Source organism: Shewanella hanedai, from assembly GCF_007197645.1.
Classification (GTDB): domain Bacteria; phylum Pseudomonadota; class Gammaproteobacteria; order Enterobacterales; family Shewanellaceae; genus Shewanella; species Shewanella hanedai.
In genome coordinates, this window is the sequence record NZ_VKGK01000001.1 from 66,231 (window position 1) to 87,158 (window position 20,928).

The 20,928-nt window shown below is 44.1% G+C and carries 15 protein-coding genes; 5 read left to right on the forward strand and 10 right to left on the reverse strand.

The features are described from left to right. The first annotated feature begins 32 nt into the window (after positions 1-32). Positions 33-914 (forward strand): penicillin-insensitive murein endopeptidase, encoded by an 882-nt coding sequence (gene mepA / locus FN961_RS00260; protein WP_143562549.1) that lies wholly within the window; start codon positions 33-35, stop codon positions 912-914. Between the two features lie 2 nt (positions 915-916). Here mepA and FN961_RS00265 read toward each other — a convergent pair whose 3' ends face one another. From FN961_RS00265 to FN961_RS00280, 4 genes are all read right to left on the reverse strand, one after another. Further along, a complete protein-coding gene (locus tag FN961_RS00265; RefSeq protein ID WP_143562550.1) occupies positions 917-3,523 on the reverse strand; it encodes a family 20 glycosylhydrolase in 2,607 nt (868 codons plus the stop codon). 61 nt (positions 3,524-3,584) lie between these two features. After that, entirely contained in the window at positions 3,585-4,469 is an 885-nt protein-coding gene (locus tag FN961_RS00270; RefSeq protein WP_143562551.1) for an ROK family protein, read from the reverse strand. A gap of 81 nt (positions 4,470-4,550) precedes the next feature. After that, positions 4,551-5,831 (reverse strand): MFS transporter, encoded by a 1,281-nt coding sequence (locus FN961_RS00275; RefSeq protein ID WP_143562552.1) that lies wholly within the window; start codon positions 5,829-5,831, stop codon positions 4,551-4,553. Positions 5,832-6,205: 374 nt separating this feature from the next. Beyond that, complete coding sequence (locus FN961_RS00280) at positions 6,206-7,480, reverse strand: polysaccharide deacetylase family protein (protein WP_143562553.1); 1,275 nt, start codon at positions 7,478-7,480, stop codon at positions 6,206-6,208. 357 nt (positions 7,481-7,837) lie between these two features. On the opposite strand from FN961_RS00280, the gene FN961_RS00285 reads away from it, so the two are divergent. The 3 genes from FN961_RS00285 (at position 7,838) to FN961_RS00295 (ending at position 13,029) form a co-directional block, all read left to right on the forward strand. Beyond that, positions 7,838-10,477, forward strand: a complete 2,640-nt coding sequence (locus tag FN961_RS00285) for a TonB-dependent receptor (RefSeq protein WP_143562554.1) — start codon at positions 7,838-7,840, stop codon at positions 10,475-10,477. Positions 10,478-10,544: 67 nt separating this feature from the next. Next, positions 10,545-12,020, forward strand: coding sequence for a tryptophan halogenase family protein (locus FN961_RS00290; protein ID WP_143562555.1), 1,476 nt, complete (start codon positions 10,545-10,547; stop codon positions 12,018-12,020). 139 nt (positions 12,021-12,159) lie between these two features. Then, on the forward strand, positions 12,160-13,029 hold the full coding sequence (locus FN961_RS00295) for an AraC family transcriptional regulator (RefSeq protein WP_143562556.1): 870 nt from the start codon (positions 12,160-12,162) through the stop codon (positions 13,027-13,029). Between the two features lie 66 nt (positions 13,030-13,095). Here FN961_RS00295 and FN961_RS00300 read toward each other — a convergent pair whose 3' ends face one another. From FN961_RS00300 to FN961_RS00325, 6 genes are all read right to left on the reverse strand, one after another. Continuing rightward, on the reverse strand, positions 13,096-15,411 hold the full coding sequence (locus FN961_RS00300; RefSeq protein ID WP_143562557.1) for an aminotransferase class V-fold PLP-dependent enzyme: 2,316 nt from the start codon (positions 15,409-15,411) through the stop codon (positions 13,096-13,098). Between the two features lie 614 nt (positions 15,412-16,025). Next, positions 16,026-17,069, reverse strand: a complete 1,044-nt coding sequence (locus FN961_RS00310; RefSeq protein ID WP_143562558.1) for a M48 family metallopeptidase — start codon at positions 17,067-17,069, stop codon at positions 16,026-16,028. A gap of 9 nt (positions 17,070-17,078) precedes the next feature. Beyond that, entirely contained in the window at positions 17,079-18,257 is a 1,179-nt protein-coding gene (locus FN961_RS00315; RefSeq protein WP_143562559.1) for a YjgN family protein, read from the reverse strand. Positions 18,258-18,403: 146 nt separating this feature from the next. After that, on the reverse strand, positions 18,404-18,556 hold the full coding sequence (locus tag FN961_RS25700; protein ID WP_185972670.1) for a protein-tyrosine phosphatase family protein: 153 nt from the start codon (positions 18,554-18,556) through the stop codon (positions 18,404-18,406). Between the two features lie 189 nt (positions 18,557-18,745). Continuing rightward, on the reverse strand, positions 18,746-19,213 hold the full coding sequence (locus tag FN961_RS00320; protein WP_143562560.1) for a protein tyrosine phosphatase family protein: 468 nt from the start codon (positions 19,211-19,213) through the stop codon (positions 18,746-18,748). 36 nt (positions 19,214-19,249) lie between these two features. After that, positions 19,250-19,711, reverse strand: a complete 462-nt coding sequence (locus tag FN961_RS00325; RefSeq protein ID WP_143562561.1) for a NanQ anomerase/TabA/YiaL family protein — start codon at positions 19,709-19,711, stop codon at positions 19,250-19,252. A 125-nt stretch (positions 19,712-19,836) separates the two neighbouring features. Here FN961_RS00325 and FN961_RS00330 point away from each other — a divergent pair, with 125 nt between their 5' ends. Continuing rightward, complete coding sequence (locus tag FN961_RS00330) at positions 19,837-20,892, forward strand: alpha/beta hydrolase (protein ID WP_143562562.1); 1,056 nt, start codon at positions 19,837-19,839, stop codon at positions 20,890-20,892. Positions 20,893-20,928: the final 36 nt, after the last annotated feature.

Sequence of the window (20,928 nt, forward strand, 5' to 3'; positions counted from 1 at the left end):
GCATTTTCTGATACGGATTGGTATGAACCGCTATGGCTAAATGTTTATCGCTAACTTGTCTCCTTTATCTGCTGTTTATTGATTCTGTGGTTGCTGCTAATCCATGGGGGAAAGTGAGTGAACCTTTTCGCGGAGAACCCAGCGCAATAGGCAGCTATGCTAATGGCTGTTTGTCTGGTGGTGTGGCCTTGGCAAATGTTGGAGAGGGTTTTCAGGTTATTCGTACCACACGCAATCGATATTATGGCCATGCAGATCTGGTTAGCTTTATTGAGGACTACTCATTAAAAACGAAACAAGCCGGTTTAGGTGATCTTCTTATCGGCGATATGTCGATGCCAAGAGGTGGCCATTTTACTTTCGGTCACAGGAGTCATCAAATTGGTTTGGATGTCGATATCTGGCTACGTCAAGCCGATAAAATCTTATCTCCTCAAGAACGTGAAGCTCCCCAAAGGCAAGATGTCGTCAATCGAAAAGCCTTTAAGGTCAACGTAAATTGGTCTGATGCCCATCAGAACATGATATATCTCGCCGCCATCGATAAGCGTGTTGCCCGTATCTTCGTCAATCCAGTGATCAAACAGCAGCTTTGCGATAATCGTGACCCAAATTCTGACTGGTTACAGAAGGTGCGCCCTTGGTGGGGCCACTCTTCTCATATTCATGTCAGACTCAGTTGTCCCGAAGGGAATCAACTGTGTGAAGATCAAAAACAGCCACCTAAGGGGGATGGCTGTGATGAACTAAGCTGGTGGCAGGAGCAGATGACAGCACCGAAAAAAGTGAAGGACACAAGCCTTACGCCTGAGGCTAAATCTAAGCCACAACCCAAGCCTAAAGCAAAACCTAAGAAAATAAAGCCTGAGCAATGTATTCCTCTTCTCGGTTCAGGCCTAGTTCAAAACGGCTGATTTCATAAGTTAAGCGTTCTGCCTTTGCGGCTCATATCTTGGCTCATAGCGCGTATTTTTAGCGGCGATGTGACAGCTTCACCTGCTTGGTAAGGTCGCCACTCTCCGGACGTTTGCTGATATTCAACCGGGATTCCAGGAAAGAGTGTCTTGATGTCTAATATCCCTTGCTGAAGCTTGGCTCCCACAGTTGGAATACGGTAAAAGACCTTTGCCTTTTCCAGTTTCGCTAGCTCTTTGCGGCCTAATATCGAGGCAAATCGTTGCCAATCTTGCTCTCTTGCTCGTTCAGCTTCTTGGGTGAAGTGTCCTGATTGACTGAAGTAGACCTTGCCTGAGTGATCATATTCAAGTTCCCACTGGGCTTTGTGCCATGCGCGTTCTGCCAGTGCTAACAGGCGAGGGAAAAGCATGTATTGTGCTTGTCGATCACTGCGCAGCATCTCGCTCCAGAGGTGAGCCTGAATACCTTGGTATCTGACACCTTGGCGTAAAGGGTTTTTGGTGTCATCTGAGCGATAAGCCTGATTGTTGATATCTTTCCATAATTCAGCGTGGGCCGGTAAATTATCAGGCATAAACTCGAACACTTTTTTGCTGCTGATGTTTCTGGCTGCCCAGTGATTGCCAGGTTCTTTAGGGTGGGCCTCATAGGGGAAATCAAAGTAGGTGACCTCAGGTGTGGATATGATGGTATCCCAATCATAGTTAGCCTGTTGATGAGTGGCGACGTGCCCCTCACTGTAAAGTTGTGACCAAGAGTTTGTTTGTACGGCTTTCGGCATTCTCTCTTTTCGTGTCTCGCCCATGCCATCGTTCCAGCCTGCCACTTTTATCTGTTTTTTGGCCAACATGGCAGAGATACGTTCAATGAAGTACCCATTTAGGCTGTGTAAACCTGCGACTTGCTCACTTTTATGACTGCGTAATCGATCACATGCCGGAGAGTCCAGCCAGGCTCCGGCGGTTTCATCTGCGCCTATATGGTAGGTCGTTAGCGGTGTTCCAGCATCTTGGTGGAGTTGCTGAACTTCATCGATAACCTTATCAATAAACAGATAAGTGCTGTCTAAGCAGACGTTAAGGGTGTTGTCTTTGTAGTGCTGTATCGAGCTGTATTGGGTGTTATCTTCTGGCTCGACAAGCCGATAGGTGTCAGCTGTTACTTGATCGCCTTTGGCTAAATAGTGGCGATATCGAGCTTCCATCGAGTGAATAGCAGCGCGGCTATGCCCTGGCATATCCAAAGAGGGGATAACTTGTATATGACGGGCTTTGGCGTAGGCTAGAATCTCAGTGTAATCATCGACACTGTAATAGCCGTCACTCTGGCTACTGCCAGTAATATCACTGCCAAGCTGAGGCAGTAAACAGTTATCAGGATCATTAAAGCAGCGTTTTGCGCCCACGCTTGTGAGCTCGGGAAGGCCAGGGATTTCGAGTCGCCAACCCTCATCGTCGGCAAGGTGCAAATGAAGTTTATTCAGCTTATAGGCAGCCATCTGATCCAGCGTGCTTAAGATAAAGGCCTTCGATAAAAAGTTACGCGCGACATCAATGTGTAATCCTCTAAATGTGTACCTAGGTTGGTCATCAATTTTAAGGTAGGGGAGAGTCAGTTTTTCAGTGTCGATGAGCCCAGCTAAAGAGATGAGACCATAGAAAGCACCAATGTCACTGTGAGATGTTATCTCTATTCCTTGTGCATCAATCTTCAGTTGATAATACTCAAGGTTACTTGGTTTTGGATGACTCACGTTAGGTCGAGAATGCGTTGATTCGGCACTTTCATTGGGCAAGACGTTCACTGAAACAGGTAGACCTTTAGTTTTGGTCGACACACCAAGTAGATTAAGTCTATTGATTACTGGGGTGAGTGACCGCTTACTTACTCCGTTTATTGTTAATGTTATTCCCAATGATAGATCGACCGTAGAGTGACCCTCTGTCACCACCAATGAAGTGGGTTGAGGAATGAGTTGAGCGCTGATATCGATACTGTCTGGTACAGAGTTAATCTGCTGATAGAGGGAGTCCGAATTAGCCCATTGGGTGTTGTCGTTCTTGTTTACTCTGAACTGCTTATTTTTATCGGTAAAAGGAAGAAGATAAGGCTGAAGCTCTAGGCCTGTTTCAGGATCTATTTTGGTTCTGGTGCTGTCGATCACCTGAGCTTCACTTCCTTGAACGTGAACGAAGAAATTGGGCATGAATTCAGAACGGGTGATCTGGCTTCCTTGGCTGTAAAAAGTAAGTTCATACTCTGAGTTGGCGGTTAAGGTGGTGAACTTATCTGTTGGGGTAATTCGGTGTAGATCGCCATTAATATGTTGGATATCGAACAGTGAAGATTCATTGAGGATCACTGGCGTAAGCTGGCTGAAGTAGATACTCCAATCTTGTAGATTTAAGGTCTGAGGCGTCGTTAAACGAATTCGAGAGTAGTAGCACTTATCTTGATCTTGAGGACAATGCTGCGGTAAAGAGTTTACTAGCTCATAACTGACTTGAAGCTGCTGTGCAAAGTCCGTTACTTGGTGTTGTTGGCTCTGTGCTTGGGCACTGGCCGATAACATGGCCAGCAAACTGGTCACTATGATCTTTCTCATATTTGTCTTCCTCTTTTTATTGTTATGGACGTTTCAAGAGAACTGGCTCGATTTTAGATGCCTACTTTACTGCGCTCATCACCCACTCGTGTTTATGAGGATGGGCATTAAGGTGCAACTGGGCAGCACCTAGTAAAGCGCTGTCTTTATTATTCGAAGGTATAATGGTCAGGTTTTCAATAACCTTGCGGTAGGGAAAGCTCGCCAATCCCTGCCAAAGCCCCTCTTTAAAAAGATCAAATGAGTGAGCGACAGAGCCGCCAATGACGATGATTTGGGGATCGAGAATGAGAAGAAGGTGACTGATTGCATGAGCCAAGTGATGGCCAAATTGATGATAAGCTTGAACAGCGTTTGCTTCACCAGCTCTTGCTTGTGTGGCAAGTTCAGCCCCTGAAGCCCCTATGTGTATGTCGAAAAATCGCCCAGAGCAGTATTCATCTAATGTTGAGGTAAGGTAATTGATCTCACCAACTTCACCAGCACTGCAATTGTGCCCTTGATAAAGCGCGTTGTTGATAATAAAACCAGCGCCAACCCCAGTGCCTAAACACAAGCCTATTATGTCATTATAGCCTTGGCCAACACCGAATTTATGCTCTCCAGCGGTAAAGCAATTGACGTCATTATTGATATAAACATCGAGCGAGTATCGCCGTTCAAGGGCTTGTTTTAACGCAAACTCTTTCCATGCGGGAATATTAACTGCGTCATACACCACCCCTAGCTGAGTATCTACAATACAAGGTACGCCAACACAGATTGCTGTTGTACTTTGAATTAAAAAATAATCAATGCAGTCAATAATAAAAGATTCAATCTCACTCAAGCTTGCATCTGCACAAAACTCGAATGAATGTGAACACTCAATTATACCGTCAACGTAACGGCCTGCATTGATCTTAGTGCCACCAATATCGAGAGTGACAATAGAAGGAAAACTCATATTAAACCTAGACGTTATTCTGCTTTTAAATGGCAGATTAATTAAGATGGTTGCTCGTGTTTATAAACAACTCGTTAATTTTTATAAACTACTTGTTTGAGCCGTTTCTCGTTTGCTGTTCTTAAACAGGTTAATTGTTTTATTGTTAATCAGTGGCTTTGCCCAAAAACCCACGCTGAGTATATAAAACAGCGTGATATAAACGACGATCATGCCTAAACGGAGATCGCCGGATATGTCAGCGATGACGCCTATGATGGGGGAGGCGAGTCCGCCGCCAATAATCCCGGTACACAGAATGCCTGCCACCGAACCATGGTGCTTCGCTACTGAATTAAGCGCGAGTGAGAAGATCACTGACCACATAACTGAGAGGAAAAAGCCGACTAATGGGAATGCAATTAATGCGAGTTGGGTATTGCCAAATAGCGCCACTGTGAGCGAAATAATAGCGCTCATTGAGAAGATTTTTAATACAAGTCTGCTGTCTAGAAACTTAACCAATACCAGACCAAGCACACAGCCAAGGGTTAACATCAACCAAAACTGACTTAATACGCCAGCTCCCTCAGTGAGCGGATCTAAACCATGATAGCGTTGGAGAAATAACGAGATGAAATTGGCCACACCTTGCTCTGCTCCCACATAGGCAGCAATCGCAATAAAGAAAAGTAAGATTTTCTTATCTTTAAACAGCGTTATATACACTTTTACGGCGCCGACCGATTCGGTGTCTTTGCGGTTTACTTTAGGGAATTTAAGCAAGGTGATCAGCATGAGCATCATCAACGAGATGAGGGCGAATATCCAATACATGGATACCCAAGTCATATTGGCAGGAACAAGTGTCTGAAGCGTGCTGATTAACAGGTTGTCGCTCTCAGGTTGTTCAATGGCAAGCACGACTTTGCTGTAAACCAAAGGGCTAAGGGCACCGGCGGCACCAAAGAGAAGTTGACCACAAACTGAGTAGAAGGCGAAATGTTCCTCACCGCCAACCACCCGCAATAGAGGATTAATCGCAACTTGCAGCATGGCCATTCCGGTTCCTATTAAGAATAGTGAGAACATGGCCATGTAGAAATTTGGCGATATCGCGAATATAGATGAGCCTAAGGCAGCCATCATAAATGCCATAAAGAGTACTGGTTTTTCACTCAATCTATCGACTAGCATTCCCGAGGGGATAGACATAACCCCATAGGCCGCAAAAAATGAAAAAGGCAGAAAACCGGCTATCGCTAGGCTTAAATTAAAGTCAGCGACCAACGAGGGGAAAAGAGGGCCAAGTATATTAGTGATAAATGACACTACAAAGAATGTCAGTAACACTAAGGCCAAAATCAGCTTATTTCTATTCATCTTTCAGCATCCTTTGCTCATGTAATATAGAGAGTATTAATTAGGTGTTTGGTGTCGATCTATAACACCATATTAATAATTGGAGTGACGTGCCTGTTCTCAAAATTATATTTGTGGATATATATTGCCTGTCTTTAATGTGTGTTGAGATACTAAGCTATCAAATGTTGATACTATTCAATCTCTGTTAATTTTTACTGAATGGGTATTTTATTAATCATCGTTCTCTTAAATCTTCATCTTTTAAAAATAATTATTTGTTAAAAGGTAATAGATTAAAAAGGTCAGCAGTATGGCTGCTGACCTTTTATGCAAGTCTTACTTAATATGAATATATAAAGTGAGCTCAACAGTTCAAGCTTTTAAGGGGGAGATTAGTTTGCGATAAAAAGTGTATCGCTAACATTCGGTGTCCACAGTGCTTGTGAAACATGATCGGTAATGATGGTGTATTCCACTCCCATATACGTGACCGAATCACCAGCCTGATAGCTGACATTTTCAGTCCAAACAGAGCTTGGAGTGCTCTTTAACCAAAGGTTTGAATTGGCTGTTGGCGCCCAGTTATCTTGTGATGTATGCGCTGATACTGCTTTAAATACCGCATTGTTATAGGTGACATAATCACCCGCTTGATAGCTGTTTTCGCTTAACCATTGTGGTGCGTAGTTGTCCATCGTATCGAATTGGTAGCCAGCTTCATGTGCTAACTCGATAAACTTAGCAAGTTTTGGCAGGTTCAAGGTTGCCCCTTGTCCACGCTTAGCATCTTCGAACAAAAAGTCATGGGTCAAGATAATCACTTTGTCGGCGTGCAGCGAGTCGCCACATGGGAACGTTTGTGTCTTGGAGTTAACTGGATTTATCGAGATTGGCGCACAGGCATTCAGAGCAGAATCGACATAGGTTAAGAAGACATCAGCTTCGGTGAGGCTGTTCGCAGGGTATGCAATCCCCCAGTTTTCTGGAGCCCAATCAAGATCCCAACCGTGAATTAGGTACTGTTTGTCGGCGAGAATATTGGAGACTTCAATGCCTGCTTTTGAACTGTTTGATGGGTTATTAGCATCACATACATAGCCAGATTCCCAAGGCTTGAAATCGTCTGAGGTGGCACATAGACCATCACCTTTTAGCTCGCCGCTTGAACGCCAGCCGTTGGTGTAAGGGAGTCGAGCTAAACTGGCTGCCTTGTAGTTAGGGTAGCTTTGAATATTGGGAATATAAGATTCCAACACCGTCAGGTTTTTACTGAACATGGAGGCATCGAAAACCGGATCTTGGTATGAGTTAATTTGGTGATCGCCAGTTGCATTGCACTCCGCGCCACTTGTTGGGCCAAACTCATCGACACAGTTATGTACCATATGGTCGTAGCTGTGGTTACCGATGACATGTCCGCTTTTTAGGGCTTGAATTAATGAAGCGAGTGCAAGATCTTCATTTTCATCGGCTATTCCGTCCAGATGCCAAGCATTGATGTAGAAAGTGGCTTTAATGCCTGCGTTATCTAAGGTGTCAATGAGTGCTGGGGTGGCATTCATTGGGCCGTCATCGAAAGTTAAGTAAATGGTTTTATCATTCGCTTGTGCATATGAGATAGAAGCAAACGCCAATGTGAGTGCGCAGGTAAGTGATGTTAATTTCACAGTTATATCCTTGTGTTTATCAGAGTTAAATTGTATTTCGCTAATTATTTTTATAATCAGTCTTATATTTGTGTGAACAATCTAATCCTTGTTGTTCACCTCTGGTTATACGATTCTAATCTCTTGGGATATTATTCTATTCAATTGCATTTTTATCTATCATTCGAGATAGATAACTATTTATGAATATCTTGAATCAACAAATGTTTTACATCTGCTTTAAATTCCGACTAAAAATAACAATTTACGATAGATAAGTATTAGAATTTGATTGAAAGGTACCTAAACTCAATGGGATAGCAGTATAGATTAGTAATGGTTTTTAACATTAGATCTAAAGGGAACATAGGACTAACCATGAAAGTTAATAATAATTTACAACAATTCAAACGTTCGAGTTTGGCACTTTGTGTCGCAGGTGTCCTGATGGGGGCATCTACCCCTGTATTGGCTGAAGAGTCACAGGCGACGGATAACATTGAAGTTATTGAAGTTAAAGGTATGCGTCGTTCTTTAGAGCAATCCCTTAATACTAAGCGTTTTGCCAACTCTATTGTTGATGCTATTACGGCTGAAGATATTGGTAAGTTCCCCGATAAAAATGTCGGTGACGCGCTGCAACGTATCTCTGGTGTCACTGTTGACAGACAATACGGTGAAGTGAGTGGTGTGACGATCCGTGGCACCGCACCTGAGCAGTCGCGTATTTTACTTAATGGTCAGTCGGTAGCGAATACTTCTTGGTACGATTTAGGTCCTGCAACTCGTACTTTCAATATGGAGCTATTGGGTGCAGAACAGATCTCATCGGTAGAAGTATACAAAACACCTGAAGCGAGCATCGAAGAGGGGGCTTTAGGTGGTACGGTTAATCTACAGACCCGTAAGCCTCTGGATTTAGACGCCAATACTTTTATGATATCGGCAGAGGTGGCACGCAGTTCACTGTATGAAGAAAATGATCCTGGTGGCGCTTTTCTAGGAAGCTGGAAAGATGAAGATGAACGCTTTGGTATCTTAGCGGCATATTCTCTTGAAAAGCTGACCAGTGGTCGTCAGGTGCTGGAATCTCTCAGTGGATATTACCCCTACTTTGCCGAGAATGAAGCGACAGGTGAAGACGCGGCAGTGGGGGCTTGGGGCATAGGTTCACAGGCATTTAGAGCTGAGCGTGAGAGAACCAGTGCTCAGGTTACACTGCAGTTTATGCCTACAGATAACCTTGAGTTAACACTTGATTATTTCAACTTCGAATTCGATAACCCCCATGTAAACCATAACTTTTTGACCGTCAGTGCGCGTGGATCTGAAGCGACAAATGTGGTCAATAATGCTCAGGGTGGTACTGAATCAGCCACCATTCAACCTGCTTACGCTTCTATTATCTATAACCCTGTAGTGCGTCATGCGGTAAACATGAAAGCCGATGTATTGAACCTAACGGGTAAATACACGGGTGACAGTTATACCTTAAGTGGTGTGGTGGGTCAGTCTACTTCAGAAGGCGGAACACAAGGCGGTTCCTCGTCATGGTGGATCCCAGCCACAGATGAAGGCGGGAAGATTGGTGATCCAGCGTTTCCTGATGGGCAAGGCAGTGTTGATGGTGGCTTTAGCTATGATGCAACAGGTCCATATCAAGTTGAGCTGACATCACTGGATGCAACCGATGCATCGCAGTTTAAGCATGCTCAAGAAGCTAACTATGAAACTTCAGTTCAGGAGCATGATATTGCTTATGCTCAGTTTGATGCTGTTTTTGAGTTAGATAACGACTATATCGACAATATTGCTTCAGGCATTAAATACAATTCCAGTGATTTTTCTCGTCAAGCTTACAACCGTAACCCAAGTGAGATCTTAGGCTTTGTGCCTGACGGCAATCTGTCTAACTGGACTGGCGGCGTGCTTAATGATTTACACTCTCAATCTCCTGGTAACACACTTAACTCATATGCTTATTTAGATGAAAATAAGTGGTGGGATTTTATTAGTGAAAAGTATCAAAATGGCGAGCTTGAAGAGGTCGTAAACCAAGGGAATACTTTTTCTGTCGATGAGAAAATGTTAGCCCTGTATGCACAGGTTGATTTCTCCGGTGATGATTACCGCGGTAACTTTGGTGTTCGTTATGTGACTACTGAGCAAAAGTCGACAGGCTTTGCTGATGGTAAGGTATTCGAAGAAAGCATCGATTACGATAACTGGCTGCCGAGTCTGAACATTGCGTATAACCTGACGGATGATCTAATTGTACGTGGTGCGGCATCTCAAGTGATGGCGCGTAACAACTACAGTGATTTAAAACCAGGTTTGAATATTGCGGCTAATATCGGCAGCGCAAACGGTGGTAATCCAGATCTACAACCTTACAAGTCTAACCAAGCAGACTTAGGTATCGAATGGTACTTCTCGTCTTCTTCTCTGCTCTCTTCTGCTATTTTTGTTAAAGAAATTGACAACGTTGTCTTTAATACAGAAAGCGTCGAATTTGTTGAGAAATGTGGTCCAACAGAGGCGGATTGGAGTGAATGTCGAGTTACTCGTCCTCGCAATGGCGGCACCGGATCTGTACAGGGTATTGAGTTTCAACTACAGCACAGTTGGGATTCAGGATTTGGCGTCTTGAGTAACTACACCTATGTCGACAGTGAAACTACTCGTCCAGATGGTGAAAAAGAGATGGTTCCTGGTGTATCAGAGAACTCTTTCAATGGCTCCGTTTTCTTTGAGAATGACTATATCACCACACGTATTGCTTATAACTGGCGTACTGAGTGGGTTGGTGTTGGTGCCACTCAAGCAGTGTTGAACGATGCTTATAGTCAATGGGATGCGTCTATTACTTGGCATGCGATGGAGAACCTTAACTTGACCCTTGAAGGGGTTAACCTGACCAATGAGGTTATTCAGTCACAAGATACCGAATTTGATTTGACTCAAAACACCATTGAGTTCGGTTCACGTTACTACTTGAGCGCAAGCTATCAGTTCTAAGAGCTTGTCGTATTAAAAAAAGGAAAGTCTGTTTACAGGCTTTCCTTTTGTTCGTTAAGGGGATTGGATGAAAAAAATTAACCGAATCGTCATCGTGGGTGGTGGTACTTCTGGCTGGATGGCGGCAGCAGCACTGAGTAACAAGCTAAGTGTGGATCAGTTTGAAATCACATTGATTGAATCTAGTCGGATTGGCACCATAGGAGTTGGTGAAGGTTCAACGCCATACCTTAAACACTTTATGCACTCGCTGGGTTTTCAGGAGTCTGACTGGATGTCGAGATGCGATGCCAGTTATAAGAACGGTATCTACTTCGATAATTGGAACGGGGATAAAAACCGCTATTTTCATCCTTTCTATTTCTCTTTGGACGTTAAACCGGCTGAGGTCTTCTTTAATTGTGCCAATGCGCGTAGACGTGGTATTGGGCCACATATTAATGGCGATAATTTCTTTATTTCAGGCCATTTAGCCCAACAGCATCTCTCTCCAATAGCTGATAAAACACTGCCAGCTCAGGCCGAGTATGGCTATCATTTTGATGCAGCAAAGCTTGCTGGAGTGCTCAGTGATCTATCCTGCTCTCGTGGGGTTAAGCATATTAGTGCGGATGTGATTGATGTTAATCAGGATGATGGCGGCGATGTCATCTCTTTAGTATTAGATGATGGCGGTGAGATTCAGGGAGACCATTTTATCGATGCCAGTGGTTTTAATGCCCTGTTGATCGGTAAGACATTGCAGGTTCCTTTTGAGCCATTTGGTGATGAGTTACTTAACGATGCGGCAGTGACGGTGAGCACACCAAGAGAGACGAGAGAAAAACTGGCGACTTACACGCAGTCTAAAGCGATGTCAGCTGGGTGGATGTGGAGGATCCCATTAACTTCACGTACCGGTAATGGCTATGTCTACAGCAGTCAATATCTCTCTAAAGAACAAGCTGAGGACGAGTTAGCAGCAGAACTGAATCTTGATGCTAGTACCGTCAATTTCAGACACATTAACATGAAGGTTGGCATGCGCAGTAAGCCTTGGAGCCGGAATGTGGTGGCAATTGGCTTGTCACACGGATTTATCGAACCGTTAGAGGCGACGGCCTTGATGATTACCCAGTGGAGCATTGAGTATTTCATTCAACTGTTAATGGAGGTAGAAACGCCAAACGAGCAGTGTAGAGATAAGTTCAACACTGAAATGACTCGATTAATGTTAGGGGTGAAAGAGTATGTTCATGGTCATTATGTCACGAGTAAGCGACGGGATAGTGATTACTGGCGCAAGGCAACCTCGGAGGAAAGTATCTCACTGCGTTTATCTGCTCTGTTAGCTAAATGGAAAAGTGGCGAAGATTTTGATGAGTTTCTGCATTGTAATGAGAGAGACATGGCGTATTTTAGGCCATCTTGGTATGCCTTATTAGCTGGCATGGATTATCGAGATGAGTCATTGGTTATGGTGCATCAAATGTTAGATCCAAACTTGATCGAACAGGCACAAGGTTATAGTAAAACGGTGGCTGAAAAGTATTTCAATGAATAAGTTAATCTTTGTTTTATAAGCGTTAAATGTATATAAATATATCAAAAGGATATATGAGAAATAGGTCTAATACACTTTGATCATAAGCCAGATAGACTCTAATGGAATTTCGCAGTAATAAATAAACGGACTTATTTAAATGAAACCTATGTGCGAGAAAGTGATCCCCTCGAGTAACAGCTCATGGCGCTTTGTTAAGTACCAACGGCCAAACATAGATTTTAGTTGGCATTACCATCCTGAATACGAAATCTGTTTGACCTTAAATAGCAAAGGACTGAGGTATATTGGCGATCATATTGAGGAGTATTCTAAGCCTGATCTGGTCTTTGTCGGCCCGTATATGCCCCACACTTGGCATTCTGCTATCAATGAAGATGAATCGTCGCAAGTGGTCTATGTTGCTCAGATCCCAAAAGCCTGGCTCGATGAATTGGTTACTGAACATCCGGAGATGCAGGGTGTAGAAGATATGTTACAGCGATCTTCAAGGGGGATCCTTTACAGTTCAGAGTGTACGAAAAAAGCCATTGTTCTGTTTCAGCAGATGGAGATCGCCGATCCTTTTAGTCGCTATATTTTGTTGATGAACTTGCTGAATGTCATGCTTCAAGATCAACTGTCTATTCTGCTATCTAGTCGCTTTTTTACTTATAGTGATAAAACGGACTCAGGGGTAGACAAGCTAGATAGGGTGATTGAGTTCATCTATGGCAATTTTGACCGATCACTTTATGCCGATGAGTTAGCGGCTATTGCGCATATGAGCACCAACCATTTTCACCGTTTCTTTAAGAAACGTACTGAACGCACGTTGACAGTATTTATTAATCAACTAAGAGTAGGCAAAGCCTGTAAGTTACTCATTAACTCTAACCATCCTATTTCGGTTATCAGCGATCAATGTGGCTTCAATAATATCTCAAATTTTAACCGTCAGTTCCTCTCAATTAAAGGCAGCACACCAAGCGGTTTTAGAAAAAGCATCAGATTAAAGCATGCGCAGTAATCCACCTTCCAAACATGAACAAGACAAGCCCTAGGCTTGTCTATTAATTACATGAGGCTGTCTGTATTAACTGCTTAATGCATAGCCGCCTTTGAGGTGAGCCACGTTGGCAAATCCAAGGCGGTGCATCGCTTGGGCTGCAACCATAGAGCGGCTGCCACTTCGGCAAACAAGTACCCATTCAGATTCTTTATCACTTTGATGCTCTTGAATAAATTGCACTAAGCGTGTCATCGGAATATTGATCCCAGTATTGAGGACATTATCGATATCACTTGGCTCGCTGGTGGTGTCTAAATTATGTTGCAGGGCATACTCATGAGGTTCGCGAATATCGAGAATTTTCACGTTTGTAGATGTCGACAGTCGCAGCTTGAGTCCTGCGCTGTTGTATTCCTTAATTTGGGCTTTATCACAGTCGGTGTTATAAGCACCACATAGAATTTCGCTGCCCACTTCATCATTCAAGTTCGCGTCTAAATCGGCTTTTCTCGCTGCAAATTGTGATTCGCTGAGCACACCAGATAGTACGGCTTGTAACAGAGGATTACGTATCACTTCGGCGGACAAGCTGGTAGTAAATTCATTATTGTAGTCGTGACTGGCGCATATTAGTGTCTGTTGTCCTATGAGGCGGTTTATCTGTTTCAGGCTGTGGTACATCAGAAAAGCGCTGCTGGTGGCGAAATTAGTTCTTCCTAGTGTGCCCATTAGAACCGTATCGCCACAGAAAGCATAGCGTGTATGGGTGGTGAGTTTGTGGGGATCTGAGGTCAGCAATAAGCTGATACTGTCATCGGTATGTCCCGGAGTGGGGAGCTTTATTAAGGTCAGTTCCCCGAGTGCCAGTGAATGATATGTTTCATCGGCGAGGGTCAGAATATCTGTTTCAGTAGGCCAGCCTAACTCATCTGTTTTCTGAGTCGCGAGGTATTTTTGTGCTAATCCGACACGCCCAGAAATATGATCGGCATGGCCATGGGTATCTAAAATCGCAATAGGGGTGAGCTGTTGGCATTGGAGCAAAGTATCGATACGCTTCTCAAGCTCAGGAAGAGGATCAATGACTAGGGCTTGCTTGCTCTTTAGATCGGCATAGATCCAAGTGCAGCTAGAACCGGATCTCAATTGAACTAATCCATCTAAAGGGGCTCTATCTTGCAGAACTTGAGAGTCATCTAACATTAGGCAGCTATTGGTCAATGCCTTTGCTGCTGAGCGGATCCTCAAGCAAGCTGTATCAATTTCAGCTTGGGTCATCGCAGGTCCAAATGAGAGGCGAATCGCGGATTCACTTTGCCATGCGGGCAGACCCATAGCATCGAGTACAAAGCTTCGTGTCACCTTGGAACTACAGGCGGAACCTGAGCTAACACGGATATTGGCCGCATCAAACAGATCCATCAACTCTTTGCTGCTAAAGCCTGGGACGGCGAAGTTGAGTGTGGTGGGGACACTATTTTTAAACTTGTGATTAAATACAATATCGGGAAATGCTTGTGACAGACTATGACTCAATTGACGACGGTAATCTGTGAGGGTGTCTACATCGTAAAAACTGCTGTTATCTTTGTCGAGCAGCATCTCAAATATCACATTCAGCGCTGCTAAACCGGGGAGGTTCTCAGTGCCCGAACGCAGTCCGCTCTCTTGCCCGCCACCCGCAATAAAGGGGGTAAATGGTGCACTATCACGTATGTAAATAAAGCCAATTCCCTTCGGGGCATAGAGCTTATGGCCGCTAAATGGGGCGTAGTCTATGCTGGTTGTGGCTAAGTTTATTGGGCGCTTACCCAGAGCTTGTACGCAGTCAACTAACCAAAAAACCTCTTTGTTCTGCTCGCGTATACAGTGCTCAAGCTGTTGTAGATCTTGATACACACCGGTTTCATTATTAACGGCCATGGTGCATATCATTAAGGCGTTACCCACCTCATTTTTGATAAACTCGAGATCCAATTCACCAGTATGATCGACTGGAATGGACTTGATCTCAGCGTGGATCCCTAAGATCTCATTCCAATGGGCCAGCGAGTTTGGTACGGCTTTATGTTCAGTTGCCCCGTATAAGAGAGTGTATTTTTTACCTGCTTGAATCTGAGTTTTCGCCTTAATAAGACCCGATATGATACCGGTTTGAATCCCCTCTGTAGCGCCACTGGTGAAGATGAGTTTGCCACTACCAGTGCCTAATAATGTCTTCGCACGCAGACGAGTCTGCTCCATTAAGTTTTTTGCTTTAAGGCCGGTAATATGACTACTGCTTGGATTGCCGAAGAGATCTTGCATGGCATCCATAGCCGCTTGGGCAGCCTGCGGAAGTACAGGTGTGGTGGCGTTCGCATCAAGATATATCTGACTTAAGTTAGCTGTTTGGCTCATAGGGGACTCATATTATTATCATTAGCCCTTATATATCTTAAGGGAATAAGTAATTACTTTGAGTTATATTAACAGCTCTAAATGAATGATCAAGATCACATTCGACGACAACACTACCAAGGCGTGTTGTCGTGATGATGAGGAGTAGTAATACCAATCAGTATAAAGATTTGATCGCTCAGCGAGAGTTTAGCGGTCCTGAGGCAAGGTCATTAATTGCTCCTCGGCTCTAGCATCCTGCTTCGCCCTACCTCCTATATCCATATAGTCGTGCATTAATGACATTCACCACATCTAACCTCCAGGGATGGAGGAAATGTCTTAAGTATGTCGGGAACATACTAGACCATGTGGCTTGCAACGAGTGAAGAGCATAGTGAAACTAGGGTTAAGCTCCCTTTTGTTTCTTAAGAGTCACAGGATCAGAACCGCTAAAACTCGCCTGTAAGGAGTGTTTTTGGCTGCCTACTTCTGCGTTGAATGAACTCATAAGGGAACAACCATTATGTCATCCATTCGCCTTGAATTAGTTTGCCAAAAGACACTCTGAGTAGATCAACTTCTTATACTGATTGGTATAAGTAGGGGCATAGGAATAACTATGCCCGCTAAGTTTAATGAGCAGTTGGTTGAGGGGGCGGTTGGTAATGTCTCAAGGTTTCGATTCTGTCATCCAGTGCTGGATGAGTACTGGCCCAGCCGGGAAGATCGACGGGTTGCTGTTTATGTAATTTTTCAAATAGAGTCGCCAATGGCTCTGTACTCTGATGCCATGAATAGAGTTGCTGTGCGGCAAAATCATCGGCTTCACTTTCATGTATTCTTGAGTAGGTTAAGCCACCACCAATGACGGCGATACTGGTAAGGGTGTCGGATATACCACTACTGTCGCCCACGACCATTGCTGCGGTAATAGAGAGTATGGCTGTCTGCACTAGGTTGGTCATCACATGCTCTTTGTGAACATGTCCTAGTTCGTGGAGTATGACGCCCTCTAGTTGGAGTTTCTCGTTTGCTAGCTTTACCATCGCATCGGTTAATACAACCGTTCCGTCAGCTAGTGCAAAAGCATTCGCGCCATCGCTAGCGAATCTAAGTGTCATTTTTGGGGGATGTGTGAACTCGACTCCTTGCTCTTTGAGTTTGTTGATTAGATCGTCAAACCTCAATTGCAATTTATCTTGCTCCTTTTGTTCTAGTTTGGATGCCTCAAAACCCATCTCATCGAGCATAGTGAGCCCTTGTTCACCTAACTCCCTAGAGAGTTCAACAGGAAGGTGACTGGCAACCCATTTAGCGGCTTTAGGGACAGCGTAAACATAGAGTCCATATGCGGTAAGCGCGGTGACCACAGTGGCAAGGCAGATGAGTAGCAGATTACGTTCAAGCCTGACTAAAAGTGGCGTTTTACTGTGTCGATTTATCCAAGTATTGAGTTTATTACCATCACTACTGATAAAGACCCAACCACTTGCGAAGGTCATATTTCTTGGCATAGAGCCAAGAGCATCCGACAGGGTAACTGCATCTAGCTGGCATTGATATTGGTGTGCTTCACTTTTAAGAATAATAAAGCCATTGCTGCCGAGTGTTAGCTCAGCAGCGTGTTTTGTTGAATTTTGGGGCGCTATTAGGTGCCCCTTTACAGTTTCGGTCATCGTGGGAAGTTAGACGATATTGAGGTTGATGTCGAAGGCATCAACCATCTCATCGGCAATCGCATTACAGGCTTCAAGATTATGATCTTGTACAGCCATTAAGGCGAGATCGCCATCCAGTTGGGTAGCGCTTGCCATATATTGGGCGTGTCTTATGTCTGCCCAAGCGCGCCCTAATCCTAAGGTGAAAATCGTAAGCAGTAGGTTAGTGATGATCAGTGCGAGATAGCCACCTAATGTCATGTTCGATACCAGTTGCAGCGTGTTATCGATCTGAGTTTTACTAAACAAATAGTTACGAATTCTGGTTTTGACAAAAGCAGCGATAACAAAGCCAATAAAGAACATGTATAGATAGCCAGCTAAGAGAGCGAAAACCGATGTCATCTGTGTTTCGGGATCGATAACGTCACCAGTGAAAAGGGCTTGGAGAACATCGAACATCCCCAGACCAATGATCAGGAGGAAACCTAGGATAAATGAGCCAAGAAATAGTGCACCACCCAAGGCTGCAATTTTTGCGTATTCAACCATATTTAGCTCTGCACTAAAGGGTTTGCCGCCATATCGATAGCCGTTAACCACATAACTCGCCATACCGACCATGACCCAGGCATAACCGAAAACTGCTGTTAAGGTAAATAGCAGTATTCCGCCAATAATGGCGACAACAGGATGACTTTCCATGAGCAGAGCACTAAATCCAAATGAGGAGGCAATGATGAGTGCATAAGCTGCTAGAGGTTTGACTAATATGTTGAGGTAGGCGTTGGAGTAGCTGCCCTCAAAATTAAATCGTACATTTCTGTAGCGTGTGATTCTAGCGTCGAAACGCATGTTTCTGACTGATAGATAGGGAAGCGCTAAAGCGAGTAGCAGACCACATACAATGGCTGCAATAGGGTTAATTCCCGATAAAATAGTCCAGGCGATCAATGCGACTACGGCAATGATACGTCCGATTAATATCTGCATAGGTTTAGCAAGATACTCAAAGCGGTCGCCATCTAACTCAGTATTACCGTAGAAATAGGTGTTGGTTCTTACTTTTGCCCAGGCTGAATAGATGCCGAAGGTGACGATGGTCAGTAAGATATTAACGATCCAGATGCCGAAAAACTCACTGGCGTTACCGTGAAAGTTAAAGGAGTGCTGTTTAGTGGATAGATCTGTGCTGTGCTCAGTCATTATATTTCCTTCCGTTGGAATAGCTCTATATTAGAGACGATATGGATCCATATATCAATTAACTAGGAGTACTTTTGTATTAAATTTGTTCTAAACCCAAGACTGGGAGTGAGTGCTTGGATTTAGATTTCGGTTTTTACGAGTTTCTACAGGGTTTCTTTAACCTCTTCGATCAGTTTCTGCCACTGAGGATACTCAGTGAAGCTGGATGAAAGATCGCCCCAAGGACGCAATGTGGACTGTTGTATTGCTTCGCCATCTTTTACACCTGATTTGAGTTGGTATAGATATATACCCAAACCACTTCAAAATGCAGGATTCAGCATGTCGAGAAGTGACGGAGTTCAAGGCATGAAATAGTTGGACTAGTTATTCTAATTCACTTTTTCATAACGAAGAAACACGTTGCTTCACGCCGTGCCCTTCGGGAGTTCCCGTAGAATATCTGCACTGTGTTAGTGATATCAATAAGGGAATAACCATTATCCTCAATCACTGCCTTGTTCAGCTATCCTACGGGAGCTCTGAAACGAGCATCTTGAGGTAGCTTGGGTATAGAAGGCGGAAGCACGATAGTTTGCAGCGCAATGGATAAGGATATCTTTACCTTGATTGGCATCCATTATCTTAAAAAATTGCTCTACATCTTCGCGTGTAGGCTTGTTCCAATCGACGCCAATGTGAACATATTCCATGTTCGCACCTGTGACTAAACTTGCCTCATCTTGATGACCACTGGGGTTGCCTGCCGGAATTAGGTTGATGACCAGATCGACACCAGCTTGCTGTAGCTTAGCGAATTCAACGTCACTGGGTAAGCCTGCAGTGATAATGTTGTCGCCATTAAACTCAACGGCTTTAATCTCTTCGAGTGTAGCGGGGGAGATAGCAGCCTGAGTCGAGCTTATTGAAAGCAAGTTGCTGAGTATCACTGCAACGAATATTGATCTGTTCATATTTTAGTTAACTCCGTTATTTAGCGAGGTAATCCGTTATATTTTCACCTTGATGACCACTTTACGCACTGGTGTTGAATGAGCACTGACTCCCGGCATATGCATGTCTTCAGGAAAGAAAATAGCAAACATCCCTGCTTTAAAAGGGATGAAGGCGGCATCTGACTTGTTGCTCTCGTAATCGAATTCAGCATAATCATGCTCGGCAAAGTAGGGGCGTGACGGTGTCTGTTCTGCAAGTGGCAGATAACCAAATTCCTCTTCACCACTGACAACATATTGGACGTCGATATATTGCTGGTGGACTTCAAAAGGTTCACTCTCTTTTGGCTTCGTCTGGTAATCGTTGACGATTACAAAAATATCTTTGCCATCGAGCTCATAATTGCCCACTTCAAGCTTGGTAAAGTCTGTCTTGGCGAGGTGGACTAACGCTTGGGTGAGTTTAGGGCTTAGGTGAGAGTATAATTTTGCATTACTTAAGGTATCGACGATCATAGTGGGCTTAATATGGAGTGAGATATATAGGTCGAGTTTAACCTTGTCTCTGTTTGCCGTAAATATGAATTAAAGTACTGATTTGCTATATTGCGATCTCATTCATCTCAATAGGAATACTTGTCTTGCCTGCACTACGTTTCCTCGCTGGTCCAACCGCGTTTAAAAACATTGCCGAGAATGGTCTTAAGCCTGAATTGTTTACTCAGTTATTGGCCGCTTCTGGTGGGCCTAAATGGATAGGCATTGCTGGATTGGATAGGTATCTGTTTGGCGAGTTTTTTAAAGGAAGAACGGCGCCGCTTCATACTTTAGGGGCCTCGTCTGGTGCTTGGCGTTTAGCGTGTTTTGGCCAAGCCGATCCGCTTAACGCATATTCACGTTTAGAAGCGCTGTATATCGGTCAAAAATACGAGACTAAACCGACGCCAATTCAAGTATCTACTCAAGTTAAAGGCATTATTTCAGGAGTGCTGGGCCAGAGCGGTGCAGAGGAGTTAGTGTCGAACTCAGTGATAAAGACTCATCTGTTAGCGTGTCGGGGACGACACTTAAATCGTATTTCGGGCCGGCTTCCGTTGGGTTTAGGCTTAGCGGCCACGGCGGCGAGTAACCTAATTAGTCGACGCAGTTTAGGTTTACATTTTGAGCGTATGGTTTTCAGCGCTGGAGATGCGCAATCCCCTTTTAATCAATTTGAAGATCTACCCAGTCACATCATTAATCTGACCAGAAGTAACCTTGAACAAGTGTTGTTAGCGACAGGTTCGATCCCTTGGGTACTAGCCCCTGTGACTCACATTGATGGCGCACCTAAAGGGCATTACTATGATGGCGGGATCACAGATTATCATTTTGATCTGCCTTTATCCCATGCCAAAGGTTTGACCCTTTATCCTCATTTCTACCCTCATATGACTCCAGGTTGGTTCGACAAAGCCTTGCCTTGGCGCAAAGCGAGTGATCACTATCATAATGCGCTCATCTTAGCCCCAACAGCAGAATTTCTTGCTTCTTTACCATTGGGGAAATTGCCAGACCGAAGCGATTTTAAGTATCTCAGCAGTGAGGAAAGGATAAAGTATTGGCAGCAGGCGCTTGCTATGAGTCACCGTCTTGGTGATGAATTAAATAATGTCGTAGCAAAAGGCAATGTGATGGATCACCTCGAAGCTTTTTAAAATTCGTGGTCATCATTGCAACAAAAAGCTGACGTA